The following is a 17,524-nucleotide window of genomic DNA, read 5'->3' on the forward strand; positions in this document are numbered from 1 at the left end:
AAAACCCGGCAAATCAGCCGGGCTTCTCGAGGAGGTGAATAAGGGTCTGTTATTTAAAGTTCGCGGTAATGTTCGTTTGGCCGTTAATCTGAATCTTGCGCGGGTTCTGCGTCTGGCCATCAGACCAGTTCGAGAAAACAGACCCGTTCGACGGAACCGCGGTAATCTCCATTTCCATGCCAGTGAAGAACTTACCCTGATAATTGCTGCTCGGGAGTTTCATGCCTTCTACGAGCACGGAGCCGCTTCCGCTGACGTTGATGCTCACGTTGGCTTCGCCCGAGAGGCCGAAGTAGTTGGCCATTTCCTGCCTAAATGTCTGGGTGCGATTCTGGGCGAACCTCAGGATGTCAGCGCCAGAAGGCGACCAGTTGTACTTGGCCTGGTTGCGGGGCCAGCGCTGTTGGTCGCGGGACTGTTCGGAACTCGGAAGCATGTTGAGCTGGTTCTGCACAGCCTTCTGGACCTTTTCGTAGGTCAGGTAGTCGTTCAGGAGGATACAACCCTGGTTGATAAACAGGCGCTTGAAATCGGGATTTTCCAAAAGCTTTTTCAGCATGTTGCCGATTGTGGTATTGCCTCCCGAGCTCCAGCCGCCCATGCCGCCTATATCCCAGTTGCCCATGCCGCCGGGTTGCTGGCCACCAGGCTGCTGCTGACCGCCCTGGTTCATGGTGGCGCTGCCGAGCACCCACTGGAACATGTTCTGGCTTTCGGTGTCAAATCCCATGATGCCCGGGGTAAATCCGTAGCCGTGGTCCACGTCGAAAATCATGAACTTGAACGGATAACCGTTCTGCGGGCTGCCCCAGGCGCGGATGTTGTTGTTCGGCCAGTCTCCGTTATGGATGTACATTTCGGCAACCATGTACTGGGCAAAACTGCTGACGTTCATCTTTTCTTTAATCTGCGCATAGGACTGGTTGTTTTCGCCTGCGAAGTTTCCGCTGGTAATCGAGTTTGTCAGCTGGCTGAATTCAGAACTGGATGCTCCGTTGGTTCCGCTGGGTGCCCATCCGTTGACGCATCCCTGCTCGCCGTTGGAGCAGTTCTTGACAACGTTGATGCTTTTGGAATCAATGCCGTAGTTGGTCTCGACAAAACTCCTGTTCAGGCGTTCGCGCAAGTCGTGGATGCCGAAGTATTCGCCGTTGTAGAACACAACCACCTGGAGGCTGCGCTGGTAATCCACGTCGGTACCTTCCATGAGGCTCACCAGCATGGGGTCGCCAAAGTAGTCGGTCCAGAAACGGTTACCGTTGTTGCGCAGGTTGAAACTCTTGATTTTCTTCGCTTCGGGGCGAGTCTTGAAGAATGAATATTTTAAAACCTTGTCGCCGTAGTCGTCGTTATCCATCTTGATGGCGACACTCTTCTTGGGCTTGTAGCGGCTGTAGTTACCGATAATGGAAATGCCTGCGTCGATTTCCCAGGTCTTTTCGGTGGAGGAACTGCCCTTTTCGAAGTATTCCACGTGTACAGGGAGTTCGTCGTCCTTCCAGAAGTTCGCCTGCTTGCAGGGCTCGGTACATTTGGGATTGTTGGTGTCATCGCCGCCGACATCAAAACTCCATTGACTCTGCGGGTTATTGGTCAAGTCGCCGGTTGCGTAAAGGCCTGCGCTTGAATCGAACATGTCGTGATGGTTTACGGTTAAAGCCACCACCGGTATAGAGACGTTCTCGTTAATAAAGTAGGTCTGCGTCGTGGTATCTGCCGGCTGTCCATTCACGAATTCGGAGCAGCGTACTACGGAATTCTGCGTAATCTGCTTGGGCTGAGTAATCTGTTCCGAGTTCTGGGTGGGGAAGGAGCCGTCAAAGGTGCACTTGATCTGCCCGCCCTTCTGCGGGGTAGGCGGATCGATGGTCAGGTTCTTGTAGAAACCTGCCTTCGGGAGGAAGGTCTCCTTGGCTTTGTGGTTGTCGTCGTATTCCTTGAGCCCGCTCGAGGAAGATGCGATGGGGTTAATTGCCGATGAACTGGAAATGCCGGGCAGAATCGCTGAACTTGATGAAAGACCGGGAAATACGGAACTGGATATCTGCGGGTTCGGGATGGTTGTGGAACTAAGCGGATTTTCCTGCCCTTGGTTCGGGTCGCCCGGCTGGTTATTTGGGTCGTTGGGGTCGACTACGGGAATGGAGTCCTGTATGCTGGCATACGGGTCGATTGGGTTAGTTCCGGTTGGCTCGTCGGAGCATGCCGTAAAGACGGCCGTGGCAAGGACAACGGGGAAAAGAAGCACTTTTCTTTGCATACATTCTCCTGATGATGTATAGCATTTGCACACACACCGACACACACCGGTCCTTAAATTAATATGGTTTTCCCGTTACTTTGTCTTTGTTAAGGGATTATTTACATGTTTTTCGGGGTGAAAAGTGCCATTTTTGATTAAAATCACGCATTTTCAATGGTGGGCGAGACTAAATGCCCCGATAAACAAAAAAAAGGATTAAACGTCTATAAAATAGACCGTTTAATCCTCGATTTTGACGCTTTACAATAAAGGCTACGTCAAAACTTATTTGGCCTGCTTGGGCATCTGCACGGAGATGTGGATGTCCTGCAACTGCTGGAGGTCCACTTCGCTCGGGCACTGGTCCATCGGGCTAGAAGCACTCGTGTTCTTCGGGAACGCGATGTAGTCACGGATGGATTCTTCACCTTCCATGGTAGCCACGACGCGGTCGAGACCGAAGGCGAGACCACCGTGCGGAGGAGCGCCGTACTTGAAGGCGTCGACGAAGAAGCCGAACTTGGTGCGAACCTGTTCTTCGGTAAGGCCGAGCAGGCGGAACACCTTTTCTTGGACTTCCGGGTTGTGGATACGGATAGAACCGCCACCGATTTCCACGCCGTTCAGAACGAGGTCGTAGGCTTCGGCGTTGCAATCCTTGAGGTTGCCACCGAGCATCATGTCCAGGTGTTCCGGAAGCGGGTTGGTGAACGGATGGTGCATGGCCATGTAGCGGCCTTCGGTGTCGCTGTATTCGAACATCGGAAATTCGGTAATCCACACAAATTCGCGCTTCTTCGGGTCGCGGAGGCCCTTGATGCGGGCGACTTCCAGACGGAGCTGGCCCATAGCCGTAGCAGCAACCTTTTCCGGACCGGCGATGAAGAACATCATGTCGCCGCACTTGGCGCCAACAGCGTCGCGCAGTTCGTTGAGCTGTTCGGTCGTGAAGAACTTGCCGACCTGCGTTTCCACTTCGTCGTTTTCCTTGACGCGCATCCACACGAGGCCCTTGGAACCGTACTTGCCCACGTAGGCTGTGAGTTCGTCAATCTGCTTGCGGGTGAAGTCAACGCAACCCTTGGCAGCGATACCGCGGATCTTGCCACCGGCGGCAACGCAGTTCTTGAACACGCCGAAGTTGGACTTTGCACCGATTTCGGACACATCGTGGATTTCGAGGTCGAAGCGGAGGTCCGGCTTGTCGGAACCGTACTTGAGCATGGCTTCGTGCCACTTCATACGGCGAATCTTCTTGGGAGGTTCGAAGTTCCAAACCTTACCGAGAACTTCGGTCACGAACTTGTCGAACATTTCCATGACTTCGTCCTGGTTGACGAAGGACATTTCAACGTCGATCTGCGTGAATTCCGGCTGACGGTCAGCGCGGAGGTCTTCGTCGCGGAAGCACTTGGCAATCTGGAAGTAGCGGTCCATGCCGGCAATCATCAAGAGCTGCTTGTACTGCTGCGGAGACTGCGGAAGGGCGTAGAACTTGCCCGGGTTCACGCGGGACGGCACGAGGTAGTCACGGGCGCCTTCCGGAGTGGACTTGCAAAGGCACGGAGTTTCGATGTTTTCAAAACCGTTAGCGTAGAAGAAGTCGTACACGGCCTTGAGGAAGCGGCTCTTGAGGAGGAGCTTCTTCTGGATCCACGGGCGGCGGAGGTCCAGGTAGCGGTACTGCAAGCGGAGGTCGTCGTTTTCCTTGCATTCTTCGTTCGGGTCGTTAATGGCGAGCGGAGAAGTGAGAGCGGCGTTCAGGATTTCGAGCTTGTCGGCCTTGACTTCGATTTCACCCGTAGCGAGCTTTTCGTTGGTGTTGCCTTCTTCGCGGGCGTAGACCTTACCAGTCACGTAAATAACGTATTCGTTACGGAGCTGTTCGGCGGTCTTCAACACGTCGGCGTTGTAGTCGGGGTTGAAAACGATCTGGGTCTTGCCATACTTGTCGCGGAGGTCAACGAAAATCACACCACCATGGTCACGGCGGCGATCCACCCAACCGGCGAGTGTTACGGTCTGGCCAACATCTTCCTTGCGAAGCTGGCCGCAGTTATGTGTACGTTTCATGGTTGTATCCTTGAAGATAATTTTTCGGGCGTAAATATAGTAAAAACGTGATTGTTATCTCTGAAAAACGTTTATGTCATCCCCGCTATACGATACTTGGCAACTTGTTGCCATAGTAGAGTTATCCTCTTTGGGGAGAAGACGGGGATTTCTTTTGCATTGCATTTTTCACTTTTTTGTTTTGTAAAGTCAGATTTTACACAATCTGTGCTTTTTCGTCGGGAAAAAATGCTTTTTTGTCTTTTTTTTCAAAAATTTTCATTTTTTTCTGAACTTTTGGCAAAAACTACTTGTATATTACTAACGAAATTTTCTGGATTAGGGCTAGCAGGGCCGTTTTTTGTCATGTAGTCCTGTCCGGATTCGTAATTGGAGATATATATGGCAGAAGACTTGCAATACCTTATGGAACGCATCCAGAAAGATGCTGTCGATAAAGCAGAAAACGAGGCGGCGGCTATCATTGCCAAGGCCAAGGAAAAGGCGGCCGATATCGTGAAGGCTGCCGAGGCCGAAGCGTCCGCCCGTCTGGAAAAGGCCGACAAGGACGCCGAAGCGTTCACGGAACGCAGCGAACGCACCCTTGAACAGTCCGCCCGCGACCTCCTGCTTTCGGTAGGCAAGAATCTCGAAAAGATGATTATGGACCTGCTTAACCTCCAGGTGGAAAAGTCCCTGGACGAATCTACGGTCAAGGCCATGCTCTTGGCAGTCGCCAAGTCCTACAATTCCGACATCGAGGTGGATTTCTCCGATGCCGATGCCCGTAAGCTCAGCTCCTTTGTGATGGGCGAGTTTGCCAAGCAGCTTTCCGCCGGCGTGAAGGTCGAAAGCGACAAGGGTGTCAAGTTCGGCTTCCGCATCAAGCTCGATGGCGGCAAGGTCACCCACGAATTTACAGAAGCTGCAATGGCCGACGCTCTTTCGGCCCTGCTCCGTCCGCAACTTTCCCGCGTTGTAAACGCCGCTGCCCAGGCCAAGTAGGATCGCGATGAGCTCTCCTTCTTACCTGATGGCGTCTCTTCCGATGCTCGAGATGGGCGACGTTCCGCCCCTCACCATGGAAGAGTTCCGTCACCGCTGCATTGGCGTGCTGTCCGAGCCGGAGCTTCTGGCCCTGGACGCCGTTCTCGACGACGGTGAATGCGAAGAATGTGACGACGAGTTCGTTCGTGCCTACAAGGCCCACGAAATTCAGATGAAGAACGTCTCGGGCAGGCTCCGCGCGGCTGCGTGGGGCCCGGATGTCCGTTTTACGGACAAGTCCTTCCCGGGCTACGATGTCACTTTCGCGAAGATGATTCAGGACGCGTTTGCCAAGTCGAATCCTATGGAAAAAGAGCAGGATATCGACAAGGCCCGTTTCTGGCTTGTGGACTGCCTCGCCGGTGTAGGCGAGGGGACTGTCAAGCATGTTTACGCATATGCGATCAAGCTGAAAATTTGTGAACGCTGGGCCCGCCTGACTGAAGAAGCCGGCGACAGCGCTGTTTTGAATGTTATTAATGCAAACGACCCTGCATACGCCTCTACGGCGGAGCAGGAATGACCGGAGGTCCATTTTCAATGGCTAGTATCGGAAAAATCATCGGCGTGAACGGAAACTTGATACGCGTCAAGTTCGAAACCGCCGTGTCCCAGAACGAAGTGGCGTATGCCAAGCTTACCCAGAAAAACAAGGACGGCAAGTCCGAAGTTATCCCCCTCAAGAGCGAAGTCATCCGTATCCGCGGTGACTACGCCGAACTCCAGGTGTTCGAAGACACCACGGGGCTCAAGACGGGTGACGAGGTGGAATTCACCGGCGAACTTTTGTCCGTAGAACTTGGCCCCGGCCTCTTGACTCAGGTCTTTGACGGTCTGCAGAACCCGCTCCCGAAGCTTGCCGAAGAATGCGGCTTCTTCCTGCAGCGTGGTAAGTATTTGAAGGCGCTCCCCCGCGACAAGAAGTGGGCATTTACCCCGGTCGCGAAGGTGGGCGATGTGGTGGTCGCGGGCGATACGCTCGGCACCGTGCCCGAAGGCGTGTTTACGCACCGCATTATGGTGCCGTTCCGCCTGCTCGGCAAGTGGACTGTGGAATCGGTCTCTGCCGCTGGCGAACATGTGGTTGAAGATGTGGTCGCCAAGCTCAAGAACGACAAGGGCGAAACCCAGGACGTGACCATGGTGCAGACCTGGCCGGTGAAGATGCCGATCAAGGCCTTCGAAGAACGCCTCCGTCCGAGCAAGCCTCTGACCATGCAGCAGAGAATTATAGATACGTTCTTCCCCGTGATGCAGGGCGGTACGTTCTGTACGCCGGGCCCGTTCGGTGCCGGTAAGACCGTGCTCCAGCAGCTCATGAGCCGCTACGCCGACGTGGATATCGTGATCTTGGCCGCTTGCGGTGAACGTGCAGGTGAAGTGGTGGAAACCCTCCGCGAATTCCCTGAACTGATTGACCCGCGTACCGGCAAGTCCCTCATGGAACGTACGCTGATTATTTGTAACACGTCTTCGATGCCGGTGGCTGCTCGTGAAGCTTCCGTGTACACGGGTGTGACCCTCGCTGAATACTACCGTCAGATGGGCCTGAACGTGCTCTTGCTCGCTGACTCTACTTCTCGTTGGGCTCAGGCTCTGCGTGAAATGAGCGGCCGCTTGGAAGAAATCCCCGGTGAAGAAGCCTTCCCGGCCTACCTCGAATCTGTGATCGCCGCCTTCTATGAACGCGGTGGTGTGGTTCGCCTGAAGGATGGTTCTACTGGTTCCGTGACGATTTGCGGATCTGTTTCTCCGGCAGGTGGTAACTTCGAAGAACCCGTGACCCAGGCTACCTTGAAGGTGGTGGGCGCATTCCTCGGCCTTTCCCGTGAACGTTCTGACCAACGCCGCTTCCCGGCTATTCACCCGCTGGATTCCTGGTCCAAGTACGAGGGCATCATCGATTCCAAGAAGGTGGCTGAAGCCCGTAGCATTCTTGCGAACGGTGTGGACGTGAACAACATGATGAAGGTGGTGGGTGAAGAAGGTACCTCCATCGATGACTTTGTGATTTACTTGAAGTCTGAATACCTGGATGCAGTTTATCTGCAGCAGGACGCCTACAACGAAATCGACGCCGCTTGCTCTGCCGAACGCCAGAAGTACGTGTTCGACAAGGTTTACACCATCCTCAAGACCCCGATGAAGTTTAGCGAGAAGGACGTCGCCCGTACGTTCTTCCTTAAGCTCACTCAGTCGACGAAGGACTGGAACCGCGTCAAGTTCGATTCCCAGGAATTCAAGGACCTTGAACAAAGTATTTTCGCTTCCGTGAAGGAGGTTTCCGCTAATGCATAATGTGGCATACCATCGTATTGAACGCATCGCCGGTTCCGTGATTACGCTCCGTGCCGAAGGTGTTGCAAATCAGGAACTTGCCCAGGTGACAAGTTCGTTCGGAACATCCCTTGCCCGCGTGATCCGTATTGACGGCGACATGGTGGACTTGCAGGTGTTCGCAGGTGCCCGCGGTATTTCCACCGACTCCGAAGTGCGTTTCCTCGGTGAACCGATGAAGGTCCCGTACAGCGAAGCCTTGCTCGGCCGCGTGTTTAACGGTGCCGGCAAGCCTCGCGACAACGGTCCCGAAGTGGACGGCGAACGCATTACTATCGGCGGCCCTTCCGTGAACCCCGCAAAGCGTATCATCCCGAAGACGATGGTGCGTACGGGTATCCCGATGATCGACGTGTTCAACACGCTCGTGGTTTCGCAGAAGCTCCCGATTTTCTCTATCGCCGGTGAACCCTACAACGAACTCTTGGCCCGTATCGCATTGCAGGCCGAAGTGGACGTGATTATCCTCGGCGGCATGGGCCTCAAGCACGATGACTACCTGTACTTGAAGGACTTCCTCGAAAAGAACGGTGCCTTGAGCCGTACGGTGATGTTCATGCACACCGCCTCTGACCCGATCGTGGAATGCTTGCTCGTGCCGGATGCTTCCCTTGCCGTGGCTGAAAAGTTCGCTACCGAAGGCAAGAACGTGCTCGTGCTCCTCACCGACATGACGAACTTTGCAGACGCCATGAAGGAAATCGCCATTACGATGGAACAGATTCCGTCGAACCGTGGTTATCCTGGCGACCTTTACTCTCAGCTTGCCAGCCGTTACGAAAAGGCCGTGGACTTCGAAGGTTCGGGCTCCATCACTATCCTTGCCGTTACGACCATGCCTGGCGACGACGTGACCCACCCGGTTCCGGACAACACCGGTTACATTACCGAAGGTCAGTTCTACCTGCGTAAGGGCCGTATCGAACCGTTCGGTTCTCTGTCTCGTTTGAAACAGCAGGTGAACGGCAAGACCCGTAGCGACCACCGCACCATCATGAACACCATGATCCAGTTGTACGCAAGCTACAAGGAAACTTTGGAAAAGCAGTCCATGGGCTTCAACATGAGTAACTGGGACCAGAAACTGTTGAAGTACGGTGTGCGCTTTGAAAAGGAAATGATGGACCTTTCCGTCAACATTCCGCTGGAAAAGGCTTTGGACCTTGGCTGGGAAATCCTTGCCGACTGTTTCGCACCCGAAGAAACGGGTATTCCGACCAAGATGATCAACGAATATTGGCCCAAGAAGGGGTAATATGGCGAAGGTCAAGTTAACTAAAAACGCCCTCAAGGCGGAACGCGACGCATTGAAGCGCTTCCAGCGCTATCTGCCGACGTTGCTGTTGAAAAAGCAGCAGCTGCAGATGGAAATGCGCACGCTCCAGGAGAGGGTGATGGCAAAGCGAGAAGAGGAGGACAAGCTCCGCAAGAGCATGGCTTCCTGGATTTCGCTGTTTGCCGAACCCATCGAATGGTCAAAGTACCTGTCGGTGAAGGAAGTGCGCCAGGGCGAAGGTAACATCGCCGGTGTGAAGATTCCGACATACGACGGGGTAGACTTTAATATCGCCATTCCGGATTTCTTCACCACGCCCGTGTGGCTGGACGACGGTATCAGAAGCCTTCAGGGCCTGATCTCGCTGCGTCTGGAACGCCGCGTGCTCGAGCGTCAGTACGAACTCCTCTCGAAGGAACTGCGTACCACGAGCCAGCGCGTGAACCTGTTCGAAAAGGTGAAGATTCCCGAGGCGAAGGAAAATATCCGCGTCATCAACATCTTCCTGGGCGACCAGCAGACCAGTGGCGTTGCCCGCAGCAAGCTTGCTAAGGGTAAGGCTACCGCTCGTACCGCTGCTCAGGATGCACTCGCGAAGGAGGCCGCCGCATGATTACTCCTATGAAGAAAGTGACGGTGCTGACGGTTGCAAGTGCAGTTGAAGAGACGCTCCAGGCGCTCCGTACGCTTGAAATTTTGCACCTCACGCCTTTGCAGGCGGCAGCAGGCGCCAAGCTGAACAAGGCCCGCGGCGAAATGAACCGCGTGCAGAAGGCCTTGGAAGTGGTGCCCGAGAAGGCCCCGAAGGGTGTGACTCCCGTGAAGGATGCCGCTCCGGCAGCAAGCCTTATCGAAGAAATCCAGAACCTGGTTGCCGAAAGCAAGCAGGCGGAAATCGACAAGGAACAGGCTGAAGAGGAACTCACCAAACTTTCCATGTTCAAGAACCTGGACCCCACAACGGCAGCTGCCTTGCAGGCGAAGGGTATCTATGTAAAACTGTACCAGCTCCATGACGGTAAAATCCCGTTCGAACTCGATGGCGAAGGTTCCATCGAAGAATTCGGCGAGGATGAAAACGGTAGGTATGTGGCTGTCGTGAGCAGGGGAGAAGCCCCTGTCGCCGTGAAGGGTAACTTCACCGAACTCACGATGCCGCAGAAGTCGCTTGCCGAATACCGTGAAATGGAAGCGAAAGCCAAGGAAACGCTTGCCCGCGTTGAAAAACGCCTGGGTGAACTTTCGGGCGTCAGGGAATCTATCGAAGACAAGCTCCTCGAAGTGGGTGACGACTACCGCATGGTCGAAGCCGAAGCCTCGATGGTGGGCGACAAGAACGTCGCCGCCGTGCAGGGCTTCTGCCCCGCACCGCGCGTGGGCGAACTCGAAAAGGCCGCCCGCGAGCACGGCTGGGGCCTCCTGGTGGACGACCCAGCCGACGGCGACGATATCCCGACGCTGTTGACCTACAGCAAGCTCAGCCGTCCCATGCAGTTCCTGTACGACATCATCGGCATTTCGCCGGGGTACAAGGAAGTGGACGTGTCGGCCGTGTTCCTTTGCTTCTTCAGCATCTTCTTTGCGATGATTGTGGGGGATACCGCTTACGGGTTGCTCTTCCTCGGTCTGGCGCTCTTTGCACGCAAGAAAATGCCGAAAGCGAACCCTGCTGGTTTCCACTTTATCTACCTCATGAGCATCGCCACCATCGTGTGGGGTGTCATCAACGCAAGCTTCCTTGGACTTTCTCCGGCGCTTGCGGGGTGGACGTATTACTTGGACATCACCAACTACGGCTGGTTGCCTGAACCGCTGAAGAACGCGATGCTCTGGATTCGCACCAGTGCACCGACTGACCCTGCGAAGTTCGAAGCCTACAAGGCCTTCGCCCAGTCGATCACGATTCTGCCCGAAAGCTTCGTGCCCAAGGCGGCGGGTGCCTCCCAGATGCAGCATATCCAGCTGTTCTGCTTCTGCATCGCCGTGGTCCATCTGAGTATTGCCCATATTTGGAACGTGTGCGTGCGCATCAAGCGCAAGGATTCCACGTTCATGGCGCAGGTGGGCTGGCTTATCGGCTGCTGGGTGATGTTCTTCCTGGCCTGCCAGATGGTGCTCGGTATCGATATGCCGAAGTTCGTCATCCCGATGTTCATCGTGGAAGCGGTGCTTCTGGTGCTCTTTACCGTGCCGCCCAAGAGGCTCAAGCAAGACTTCATCAGCATCCCTATGCTGGTGCTGGACGTGGTGAACAGCTTTACCGACGTGATCAGTTACATCCGTCTGTTTGCCGTGGGCATGTCCGGTGCGGCCATCGCCGAGGCGTTCAACGACATGCTCTCGCCGCTGTTCGGCTCTGCTGTCGGTATCGCCGGTGCGGCCTTCCTGTTGCTCTTTGTGCATGGCCTGAACATCGCGCTTGCGGTCATGGGCGTCGCCGTCCACGCCGTACGTCTTAACACACTCGAATTTTCAAATGGACTTGGCCAGGAATGGAGCGGATTCGCCTTCGCGCCCTTCGCCAAGCAGAAAAATTAAACCAAGGGATAATTCCCGCTACTTAATGAGGAAAAAACAATGGAACCGAATACAATGGTGACTCTCGCTAAAATGGGTGCTGCAGCTGCGCTTGGCATTGCGGCTATGGGCTCTGCCCTTGGTTGCGGAACGGCCGGTATGTCCGCCATCACGATGTGGAAGAAGGCTTATGCCCAGGGCAAGTCTGCTCTCTTCACACTCCTGGTGTTCGTGGGTGCCCCGATTTCTCAGACGATTTACGGCATGTTGCTCATGAACTTCATCCTGAGCAAGGCTGCTGAATCCGGCTTTACCAACTGGGGCGGCTGCCTCGGCGCCGGTATCTTCGGCGGGCTTGGCATGATGGCTTCTGCCTGGTACCAGGGCAAGTCCGCTGCTGTGGCTTGCGACGCTCTCGGTGAAACCGGCAAGGGCATGGTGAACTACCTGATGGTGCTCGGTATCGTGGAAACCGTGGCCCTGTTCGTTCTCGTGTTCTCCATGATGGTGCTTTAATCCAGCGAGGTAACACGTATGGATCAAGCTCAACTTTTAACGCTCGCGAAACTCGGCGCGGTGGCGGCCTTGGGCCTTGCCGCGGTGGGTTCTGCGCTGGGCTGCGGGACTGCCGGCATGGCGGCCATCGGGGCCTGGAAGAAGGCGTATCTCAAGGGTAAGAACGCGCTGTTTACGCTGCTCATCTTCGTGGGCGCGCCGATTGCGCAGACAATCTACGGCATGTTGCTGATGATGTACATCCTGAACAAGTCCCAGGCGGCTCCGGCCAACTGGGCGGCGTATCTCGGTGTCGGCATCTTCGGTGGCATCGGCATGATGGCATCTGCCTGGTACGTGGGCAAGTCCGCTGCGGACGCCTGCAACGCCCTCGGCGAAACCGGCAAGGGCCTGGTGAACTACCTGATGGTGCTTGGCGTCGGCGAAACCGTCGCGCTGTTCGTCATGGTGTTCTCCATGATGCTGGTATCGTAGGACGCTTTGTCATCCCCGCGCAGGCGGGCATCTCCTTTTCAAGAATAGCGGGGCATTGCCCCGCACCCTTTTTTTTATAATTGGACTGCGAAAAACAATTAGGATTAGACCATGGTTCAGGAATCTTTTGAATTTGTCGTGTATATGATTCACGCTTGCGCAAACAAGTGGAATCGTTTGCCGTCTTTTGTGTATCGAAAGCTGGCTGAATCAGGCTGTATTCAGAAATTCCTTGTTCCCAATTACGAAATTTTGCATACGCAGAGCACTGATTTCGTCGTCAGCGATATTGAAGAATATCTGAACGTCCGTAAGGTGGCCATATGATCGTCTATCATGGTTCGAACGCTGTTGTTGACAAGCCGGATGTTGAGCATTCTTTTCGACCGCTTGATTTCGGAAAGGGATTCTATGTCACGACGGTGCGTGAACAGGCTGTCCGTTGGGCGCACAGGAAAATCGATATTCTAAAGGATGGGAACCTGAAGCCGATATTGAATGTCTATGACATGGACGATGTCCCTGCCGCACTCTCCGTTAAGACGTTCCCCGATGATTTAGAGGAATGGATTGATTTCGTGTGCAAATGCCGCGATGGTTCCTTGGAATATGCCCAATACGATGTAATTATGGGCAAGGTCGCAAATGACAAGGTTTTCCGTGTTGTGGATATGTATCACTCCGGTATCTGGGATATGCCGCGGGCATTGAAGGAAATAAAGGCTTATCCGACTTACGACCAGATCGCCTTTATCACGCAAAAGGCTATTGATGCGGTCCTGAAATACAAGGGTTGCGAAGAGGTGTAAAATGGTAGACGAAGATGTTCTGGAAAAAGTCTATCAGGAACGCCTGGAAGAGCGCATTATTGCGCATCTTGCGCAGGTGAAGAACTGTTCGCTAGAACAGGCGATGGATATGTATTATAACAGCGAACTGGCTGACAAAATCCATCAAGGGAAAGATGGAATCCAGTATCTGGACTATAAGGTCTTGGTGCAGATACTTGTTGATATGGGTGGTTAAGCCATCTTGGAGATAATCTCTGCGAATCCGTCATTGTCCGCCATGGCAATTTCGGAAAGAATGTCGGAAAAGGTGTCGGATAGCACGCTCGGGTACCTGAGCCCGGTAGAGTATAGGTTGAAAAGGCTGGCCGCGTAAGGAGCCTGCTTAGGCTAGACTTCGAGTTGAGTCAGTTTCCCGTTTTCCTGTTCCGCCTTGAATATGTCGTAGACATAGGGAGAACTTTCAAGGTAAAGTCCGGTTTCCAGGTCAACCAACTTGGCGAATGTTTCAGAAGCGTAGAACCTACGCATAGCCTTGAACTGTTGCGTTTTTACAAGAGTGTAAAAATGTATTATCGTTTCCATTGTGTGGCCTAAAAAAGGGAGATTCACAATGGCAAATGTGAGATACACTCAGGAAAAGCGCATCCAGGTAGCGGAGTATGTCCTAGATGGAAGATATTCCGCCTCGGTCGCCTCGAAAGTTTTCGGGATAGGTGTCAATACTGTCTGTAGGTGGGTGAATAGGCTCTGCGAAAAGCGGGGCCTTCCTTGTTATAGGGCCGAGCGGAAGGGCCGGAGAAGGGAATCGACGCGGGCTCGGCTGAAAGAGTTGGTTCGCCGCAACCGTCGGCTAGAAAAGCAACTTGCCCATGCGAGGGAGACTGCGGAGATTCTCAAGGCCATCCCGGTTCATCTATAATCCACGACCCGGTTCAAGTGCGAGGCCATTCATGAAAAACGGGACTGCTTCCCTGTTTCAAGGATGTGCGAGGCGCTTGGTGTCAGGCTGGCCTCGTATTACCAGTGGATTCGTGCGGAGGCCCGTCGAGCCGAGCGCCGCGAGCGAGAAAGGGCCCTTGCCGATGTGGTTATTCGTGTGTTCGAGGAAAACCGCAGGACATACGGTTGCCGCAGGATGAAGGTCGCCCTTGCAAACGAGGGGGTGGATGTCAGCGAGTACAGGATTCGTCGCATTATGCACGAGAACGGGCTGTATCCTGTGGCCCGAAGGCGGTGGCGGCCCTACCGCAAGGGAACCTGCGACAGCATGTACAGCGAAAATATTTTGCAGCGCGAGTTCTTGCCCGATGCGTTGAACAAGGTCTGGGCGGGAGACATTACCTACATCGCGACGAGCTTCGGCTGGCTTTACCTGGCCGTTGTCATCGACCTGTGCAACAAGGAGATTGTAGGTTATAGGCTGTCGCGCAATATTGAATCTGAGATTGTTGTGGAGGCGCTTGGTTGCGCATTTGCACGGCGTGGCGTTCATGAGGGGCTAGTGTTCCACTCGGACCGAGGGCCGCAATACAGTAGCAGACGGTACCGGACAATGCTTGCCGAGAACAAGGCCGTGCCTTCAATGAGTGCCCCGGGCTGTCCATACGACAATGCTTGCGTGGAGAGCTTTTTCGCTTGCCTGAAAACGGAACTGCTTTACAGGAGAAAGTATTCCTGCATGGAGGAGGTGGAGTCGGACATATTCGACTATATTGAGGCGTTCTATAACCGCAGGAGGTTGCATAGCACGCTCGGGTACCTGAGCCCGGTAGAGTATAGGTTGAAAAGGCTGGCTGCGTAGTTGTCGAGAGTGATTTACTTGTTCTCGCCGAAGAATCCGTGTTCCGAATGCTGAGACCACATTTCGAACATTGTCAAGTAGTTGTTCTTGATGTATTTCTGGATGGTCAGAAGATCCTTGTCGGAAAGAGTACCGCGTTTCTGGACAACGGTGTCGCCGTTTGATTTGATGAAAAGTTTTGCGGAACCGGCTTCAGTCAATTTTGAGTCGCTCGCGTGCGCGTGGATGCATTCGACTATGCAGGCCATGGTAAAATACAGATAGTAGCCGGCGATCTTGAATGGAAAATATTTCGGCATTAGTCGTTCCCGATCAAATCTTTGTTTTTCAGGTAGTAGGCCTGGACGAGGGCTAACTGTGCGTCGCACATGGAAGACTTGATCATGTCTCCATCCTTGTTCAGGACGCAGGCTTGCTCCGGGTTGCTCAAATAGAGAATCTTGACATCGCCGTTGTCCGTAACGGTGAAACTGTAGTTGGCGATAATCATGTCGGCCTTGTCGGCGATTTCATTAAGCTGTTGCTCGGACATTGTCCACCTCGACAGATGTTATCGGTTGCAAGAAAATTTTCGGGTCGATGTAAAGGTCTTCAAGGATAGGGACCAGGTCGATATAGTCCTCGACGAGCTTGTCCTTGTTCTGACTATATACGGCATCGACCACCAGGTAGCCGTTGTCCCATTCCTTCACCTTTGCAATCTTGACAAGGCTATACGGCCCCTTGAACCGTATAGTCCGCCCGTTAAAGGAGAAGGATATGTAACATCCGTCATTTGACAGGATTGCCTTAGAATTGACCATATTTGAAATATAATTTAATTGGCGGGCTTAGTCAATAGCCTTAGGGGTCTGACTAAATGCTCGCTTGCACGATTCCTGTAAAAAAGGTATATTCAATGGTAAAAAGAGGTATATTCTGACCGGGTTTGAAAAATATTTGAAGGATTATTTTGATCGAAAGGAAGCGCTTGCTTACCGTTCAAAGATTATACAGCGTACAGAAAACCTGTTTGAACGAAACGCTTTGTTGGAAGAGTATTATCCATTGTGGGTTCGGTTTATCAGCGATTTTGAGAAAATTAATCGGAACTCTACGGTGCGTGTCGAATGTAAAAGACGATATGGAGAAAAATGCGTAAGGGGGCCGGACATAATAGAGATGTGGGAAAGATATTTTAAGGAAAAATATGTGGCTGTACCAAAGTTGAAAAGATGATTGTAAAGACGCTTAAAATAGAGAATTTTCGAAGAATTCGGAACCTTGAATTGGATTTTGGTGAGTCTAGGATGGTTGCCTTTACCGGGCTAGATTCGGCAGCCAAGTCTGCGGTGCTTACAGCCATGCGGTATCTGCTTTCGTGGTATGTTGCCCGACTGATGAGTCCCATGGGGCGCGGCATACAGATTGAATTGGATGATATTGACGGTGGCGAGGGGTTCGGCTACCTCGAAATGACGGTACAAATACCTGAATTCGAAAATCGAATGGTTCGGTGGTCGCTTTTGAAAAAGCGATCCTCTTGTGACAAAAAGATTGGTAGGTCTGCGAACCGGGGCGAATTGAACGATTTCGTAGATAGCCTGTTGAGGCGTCGAACGGATGGTTCGGAACAGGATTTATCCTTGGTGGCCTTCTATCCTGCCGATCGTGTTGTGAAGGATGTTCCGCTACAAATTCATGACAGCGAAGCGTTGGACCCATTGGATGCCTTTGATGGTTTTAGGCGCGGAACGGAAAATTTCCATTCGCTATTCAGATGGCTTCGCGAACGTGAAGACCTGGAAAACGAGAAACGTCGGGATGCGGGCGAAGGCTTTATGGGGGATGTTCAACTGAATGCATTCCGTACTGCAATTGAAGTACTCCTGCCCGGTTACAGGAATTTTCGTGTAAAGCGGGATACGCTCTCTTTGATGGTTGAAAAGAACGGAACTTTACTGTCATTTGACCTGCTGCTGGAAGAAGAAATGAACTATGTGGCATTGATGAGCGACATTGCTCGAAGATTGACGATGGCGAATCCTGAGGCTTCAAGTCTGTTTGACAAGACCGCGATTGTCATGATAGACGAAATTGAGCTAAACACAAATCCTGAATTGCAATCGGGTTTGGTATCGCGCCTCAAGAAGGCTTTCCCGCAGGTTCAGTTCTTTTTGACTACGCAATCCCCGCGCATAGCAAAGGATTTGGACTGTTGTAGGGATTCTTTGCTTTTTAATCTGGACGGAAAATGTTGAGAAAAATCGTAATTGAAAATCTGGGTGTGTTTACTTTTGGTTGAATTGTTGCCGATAATGTAGATTATGTAAACTAAATATTGAGAATTTAATCAGGGAACGGAGGCTAGCCGCTTCTTGCCACCATTCCCCAGTGAATGTTGAGGATCCAGGCTCAATGGCGGCGTTTTATTTTGAAACCCTCATTTTTTCATACCAACCTTATCGTTTCGAGCTCTTTGAGAAGCAATT

Annotated in this window: 20 protein-coding genes; 14 read left to right on the forward strand and 6 right to left on the reverse strand. The window is 52.9% G+C overall.

Annotated features, from left to right (window positions below; genetic code table 11):
* Positions 1–49 precede the first annotated feature (49 nt).
* Both B7994_RS08755 and aspS read right to left on the reverse strand, forming a co-directional pair.
* The gene (locus tag B7994_RS08755) at positions 50–2,260 is read right to left on the reverse strand and encodes a CotH kinase family protein (protein ID WP_088638081.1); all 2,211 of its coding nucleotides are present in this window, start codon (positions 2,258–2,260) and stop codon (positions 50–52) included.
* Between the two features lie 267 nt (positions 2,261–2,527).
* Entirely contained in the window at positions 2,528–4,315 is a 1,788-nt protein-coding gene (gene aspS, locus B7994_RS08760; protein WP_088638082.1) for an aspartate--tRNA ligase, read from the reverse strand.
* Positions 4,316–4,696: 381 nt separating this feature from the next.
* Between aspS and B7994_RS08765 the strand changes: the two genes are divergently transcribed.
* The 11 genes from B7994_RS08765 (at position 4,697) to B7994_RS08815 (ending at position 13,487) form a co-directional block, all read left to right on the forward strand.
* Positions 4,697–5,299, forward strand: a complete 603-nt coding sequence (locus tag B7994_RS08765; RefSeq protein WP_088638083.1) for an ATPase — start codon at positions 4,697–4,699, stop codon at positions 5,297–5,299.
* A gap of 7 nt (positions 5,300–5,306) precedes the next feature.
* Complete coding sequence (locus B7994_RS08770; protein WP_088638084.1) at positions 5,307–5,864, forward strand: DUF2764 family protein; 558 nt, start codon at positions 5,307–5,309, stop codon at positions 5,862–5,864.
* A gap of 17 nt (positions 5,865–5,881) precedes the next feature.
* Positions 5,882–7,639, forward strand: coding sequence for a V-type ATP synthase subunit A (locus B7994_RS08775; RefSeq protein ID WP_088638085.1), 1,758 nt, complete (start codon positions 5,882–5,884; stop codon positions 7,637–7,639).
* Positions 7,632–8,933: a V-type ATP synthase subunit B gene (locus B7994_RS08780; RefSeq protein WP_088638086.1), complete on the forward strand. Its 1,302-nt coding sequence runs from the start codon at positions 7,632–7,634 to the stop codon at positions 8,931–8,933. The genes B7994_RS08775 and B7994_RS08780 overlap by 8 nt, the downstream gene beginning before the upstream one ends.
* 1 nt (position 8,934) lies before the next feature.
* Positions 8,935–9,567 (forward strand): V-type ATP synthase subunit D, encoded by a 633-nt coding sequence (locus B7994_RS08785; RefSeq protein ID WP_073192090.1) that lies wholly within the window; start codon positions 8,935–8,937, stop codon positions 9,565–9,567.
* Positions 9,564–11,492 carry a V-type ATP synthase subunit I gene (locus B7994_RS08790; RefSeq protein WP_088638087.1) on the forward strand — a complete coding sequence of 643 codons (1,929 nt, stop codon included), beginning with the start codon at positions 9,564–9,566 and terminating at the stop codon, positions 11,490–11,492. Before B7994_RS08785 ends, B7994_RS08790 begins: the two co-directional genes overlap by 4 nt.
* Positions 11,493–11,531: 39 nt before the next feature.
* Positions 11,532–11,987 carry a V-type ATP synthase subunit K gene (locus B7994_RS08795; RefSeq protein WP_083532182.1) on the forward strand — a complete coding sequence of 152 codons (456 nt, stop codon included), beginning with the start codon at positions 11,532–11,534 and terminating at the stop codon, positions 11,985–11,987.
* Positions 11,988–12,005: 18 nt separating this feature from the next.
* Positions 12,006–12,461 carry a V-type ATP synthase subunit K gene (locus B7994_RS08800; protein WP_072799628.1) on the forward strand — a complete coding sequence of 152 codons (456 nt, stop codon included), beginning with the start codon at positions 12,006–12,008 and terminating at the stop codon, positions 12,459–12,461.
* A 111-nt stretch (positions 12,462–12,572) separates the two neighbouring features.
* A complete protein-coding gene (locus B7994_RS08805; RefSeq protein WP_073116476.1) occupies positions 12,573–12,788 on the forward strand; it encodes a DUF3791 domain-containing protein in 216 nt (71 codons plus the stop codon).
* A complete protein-coding gene (locus B7994_RS08810) occupies positions 12,785–13,270 on the forward strand; it encodes a DUF3990 domain-containing protein (RefSeq protein WP_088638088.1) in 486 nt (161 codons plus the stop codon). Before B7994_RS08805 ends, B7994_RS08810 begins: the two co-directional genes overlap by 4 nt.
* A gap of 1 nt (position 13,271) precedes the next feature.
* Positions 13,272–13,487 (forward strand): hypothetical protein, encoded by a 216-nt coding sequence (locus B7994_RS08815; protein ID WP_073054022.1) that lies wholly within the window; start codon positions 13,272–13,274, stop codon positions 13,485–13,487.
* Between the two features lie 152 nt (positions 13,488–13,639).
* Here the strand turns inward: B7994_RS08815 and B7994_RS08820 are convergent, their stop codons facing one another.
* Entirely contained in the window at positions 13,640–13,780 is a 141-nt protein-coding gene (locus B7994_RS08820; protein ID WP_198957842.1) for a hypothetical protein, read from the reverse strand.
* A gap of 82 nt (positions 13,781–13,862) precedes the next feature.
* Between B7994_RS08820 and B7994_RS14460 the strand changes: the two genes are divergently transcribed.
* On the forward strand, positions 13,863–14,171 hold the full coding sequence (locus tag B7994_RS14460) for a helix-turn-helix domain-containing protein (protein ID WP_088638090.1): 309 nt from the start codon (positions 13,863–13,865) through the stop codon (positions 14,169–14,171).
* Between the two features lie 27 nt (positions 14,172–14,198).
* Positions 14,199–15,053 carry an IS3 family transposase gene (locus tag B7994_RS08830; RefSeq protein ID WP_144063817.1) on the forward strand — a complete coding sequence of 285 codons (855 nt, stop codon included), beginning with the start codon at positions 14,199–14,201 and terminating at the stop codon, positions 15,051–15,053.
* A gap of 14 nt (positions 15,054–15,067) precedes the next feature.
* Here B7994_RS08830 and B7994_RS08835 read toward each other — a convergent pair whose 3' ends face one another.
* The 3 genes from B7994_RS08835 to B7994_RS08845 are packed head-to-tail and all read right to left on the reverse strand — an operon-like array spanning position 15,068 to position 15,856.
* Positions 15,068–15,352: a DUF4160 domain-containing protein gene (locus B7994_RS08835; RefSeq protein ID WP_088638092.1), complete on the reverse strand. Its 285-nt coding sequence runs from the start codon at positions 15,350–15,352 to the stop codon at positions 15,068–15,070.
* Positions 15,352–15,585 carry a hypothetical protein gene (locus B7994_RS08840; protein WP_072813118.1) on the reverse strand — a complete coding sequence of 78 codons (234 nt, stop codon included), beginning with the start codon at positions 15,583–15,585 and terminating at the stop codon, positions 15,352–15,354. Before B7994_RS08840 ends, B7994_RS08835 begins: the two co-directional genes overlap by 1 nt.
* Entirely contained in the window at positions 15,566–15,856 is a 291-nt protein-coding gene (locus B7994_RS08845; RefSeq protein ID WP_072813196.1) for a hypothetical protein, read from the reverse strand. Before B7994_RS08845 ends, B7994_RS08840 begins: the two co-directional genes overlap by 20 nt.
* Before the next feature lie 411 nt (positions 15,857–16,267).
* Here B7994_RS08845 and B7994_RS08855 point away from each other — a divergent pair, with 411 nt between their 5' ends.
* Positions 16,268–17,293, forward strand: a complete 1,026-nt coding sequence (locus tag B7994_RS08855; protein WP_088638094.1) for an AAA family ATPase — start codon at positions 16,268–16,270, stop codon at positions 17,291–17,293.
* Positions 17,294–17,524 lie beyond the last annotated feature (231 nt).

It is taken from the genome of Fibrobacter sp. UWR2, from assembly GCF_002210285.1.
GTDB lineage: Bacteria > Fibrobacterota > Fibrobacteria > Fibrobacterales > Fibrobacteraceae > Fibrobacter.

Excerpts from the sequence above, each read along its gene's own strand:
- B7994_RS08755 (WP_088638081.1), bottom strand. The coding sequence starts at position 2,260 with ATGCAAAGAAAAGTGCTTCTTTTCCCCGTTGTCCTTGCCACGGCCGTC.
- aspS (WP_088638082.1), bottom strand. The coding sequence starts at position 4,315 with ATGAAACGTACACATAACTGCGGCCAGCTTCGCAAGGAAGATGTTGGC.
- B7994_RS08765 (WP_088638083.1), top strand. The coding sequence starts at position 4,697 with ATGGCAGAAGACTTGCAATACCTTATGGAACGCATCCAGAAAGATGCT.
- B7994_RS08770 (WP_088638084.1), top strand. The coding sequence starts at position 5,307 with ATGAGCTCTCCTTCTTACCTGATGGCGTCTCTTCCGATGCTCGAGATG.
- B7994_RS08775 (WP_088638085.1), top strand. The coding sequence starts at position 5,882 with ATGGCTAGTATCGGAAAAATCATCGGCGTGAACGGAAACTTGATACGC.
- B7994_RS08780 (WP_088638086.1), top strand. The coding sequence starts at position 7,632 with ATGCATAATGTGGCATACCATCGTATTGAACGCATCGCCGGTTCCGTG.
- B7994_RS08785 (WP_073192090.1), top strand. The coding sequence starts at position 8,935 with ATGGCGAAGGTCAAGTTAACTAAAAACGCCCTCAAGGCGGAACGCGAC.
- B7994_RS08790 (WP_088638087.1), top strand. The coding sequence starts at position 9,564 with ATGATTACTCCTATGAAGAAAGTGACGGTGCTGACGGTTGCAAGTGCA.
- B7994_RS08795 (WP_083532182.1), top strand. The coding sequence starts at position 11,532 with ATGGAACCGAATACAATGGTGACTCTCGCTAAAATGGGTGCTGCAGCT.
- B7994_RS08800 (WP_072799628.1), top strand. The coding sequence starts at position 12,006 with ATGGATCAAGCTCAACTTTTAACGCTCGCGAAACTCGGCGCGGTGGCG.
- B7994_RS08805 (WP_073116476.1), top strand. The coding sequence starts at position 12,573 with ATGGTTCAGGAATCTTTTGAATTTGTCGTGTATATGATTCACGCTTGC.
- B7994_RS08810 (WP_088638088.1), top strand. The coding sequence starts at position 12,785 with ATGATCGTCTATCATGGTTCGAACGCTGTTGTTGACAAGCCGGATGTT.
- B7994_RS08815 (WP_073054022.1), top strand. The coding sequence starts at position 13,272 with ATGGTAGACGAAGATGTTCTGGAAAAAGTCTATCAGGAACGCCTGGAA.
- B7994_RS08820 (WP_198957842.1), bottom strand. The coding sequence starts at position 13,780 with ATGCGTAGGTTCTACGCTTCTGAAACATTCGCCAAGTTGGTTGACCTG.
- B7994_RS14460 (WP_088638090.1), top strand. The coding sequence starts at position 13,863 with ATGGCAAATGTGAGATACACTCAGGAAAAGCGCATCCAGGTAGCGGAG.
- B7994_RS08835 (WP_088638092.1), bottom strand. The coding sequence starts at position 15,352 with ATGCCGAAATATTTTCCATTCAAGATCGCCGGCTACTATCTGTATTTT.
- B7994_RS08840 (WP_072813118.1), bottom strand. The coding sequence starts at position 15,585 with ATGTCCGAGCAACAGCTTAATGAAATCGCCGACAAGGCCGACATGATT.
- B7994_RS08845 (WP_072813196.1), bottom strand. The coding sequence starts at position 15,856 with ATGGTCAATTCTAAGGCAATCCTGTCAAATGACGGATGTTACATATCC.
- B7994_RS08855 (WP_088638094.1), top strand. The coding sequence starts at position 16,268 with ATGATTGTAAAGACGCTTAAAATAGAGAATTTTCGAAGAATTCGGAAC.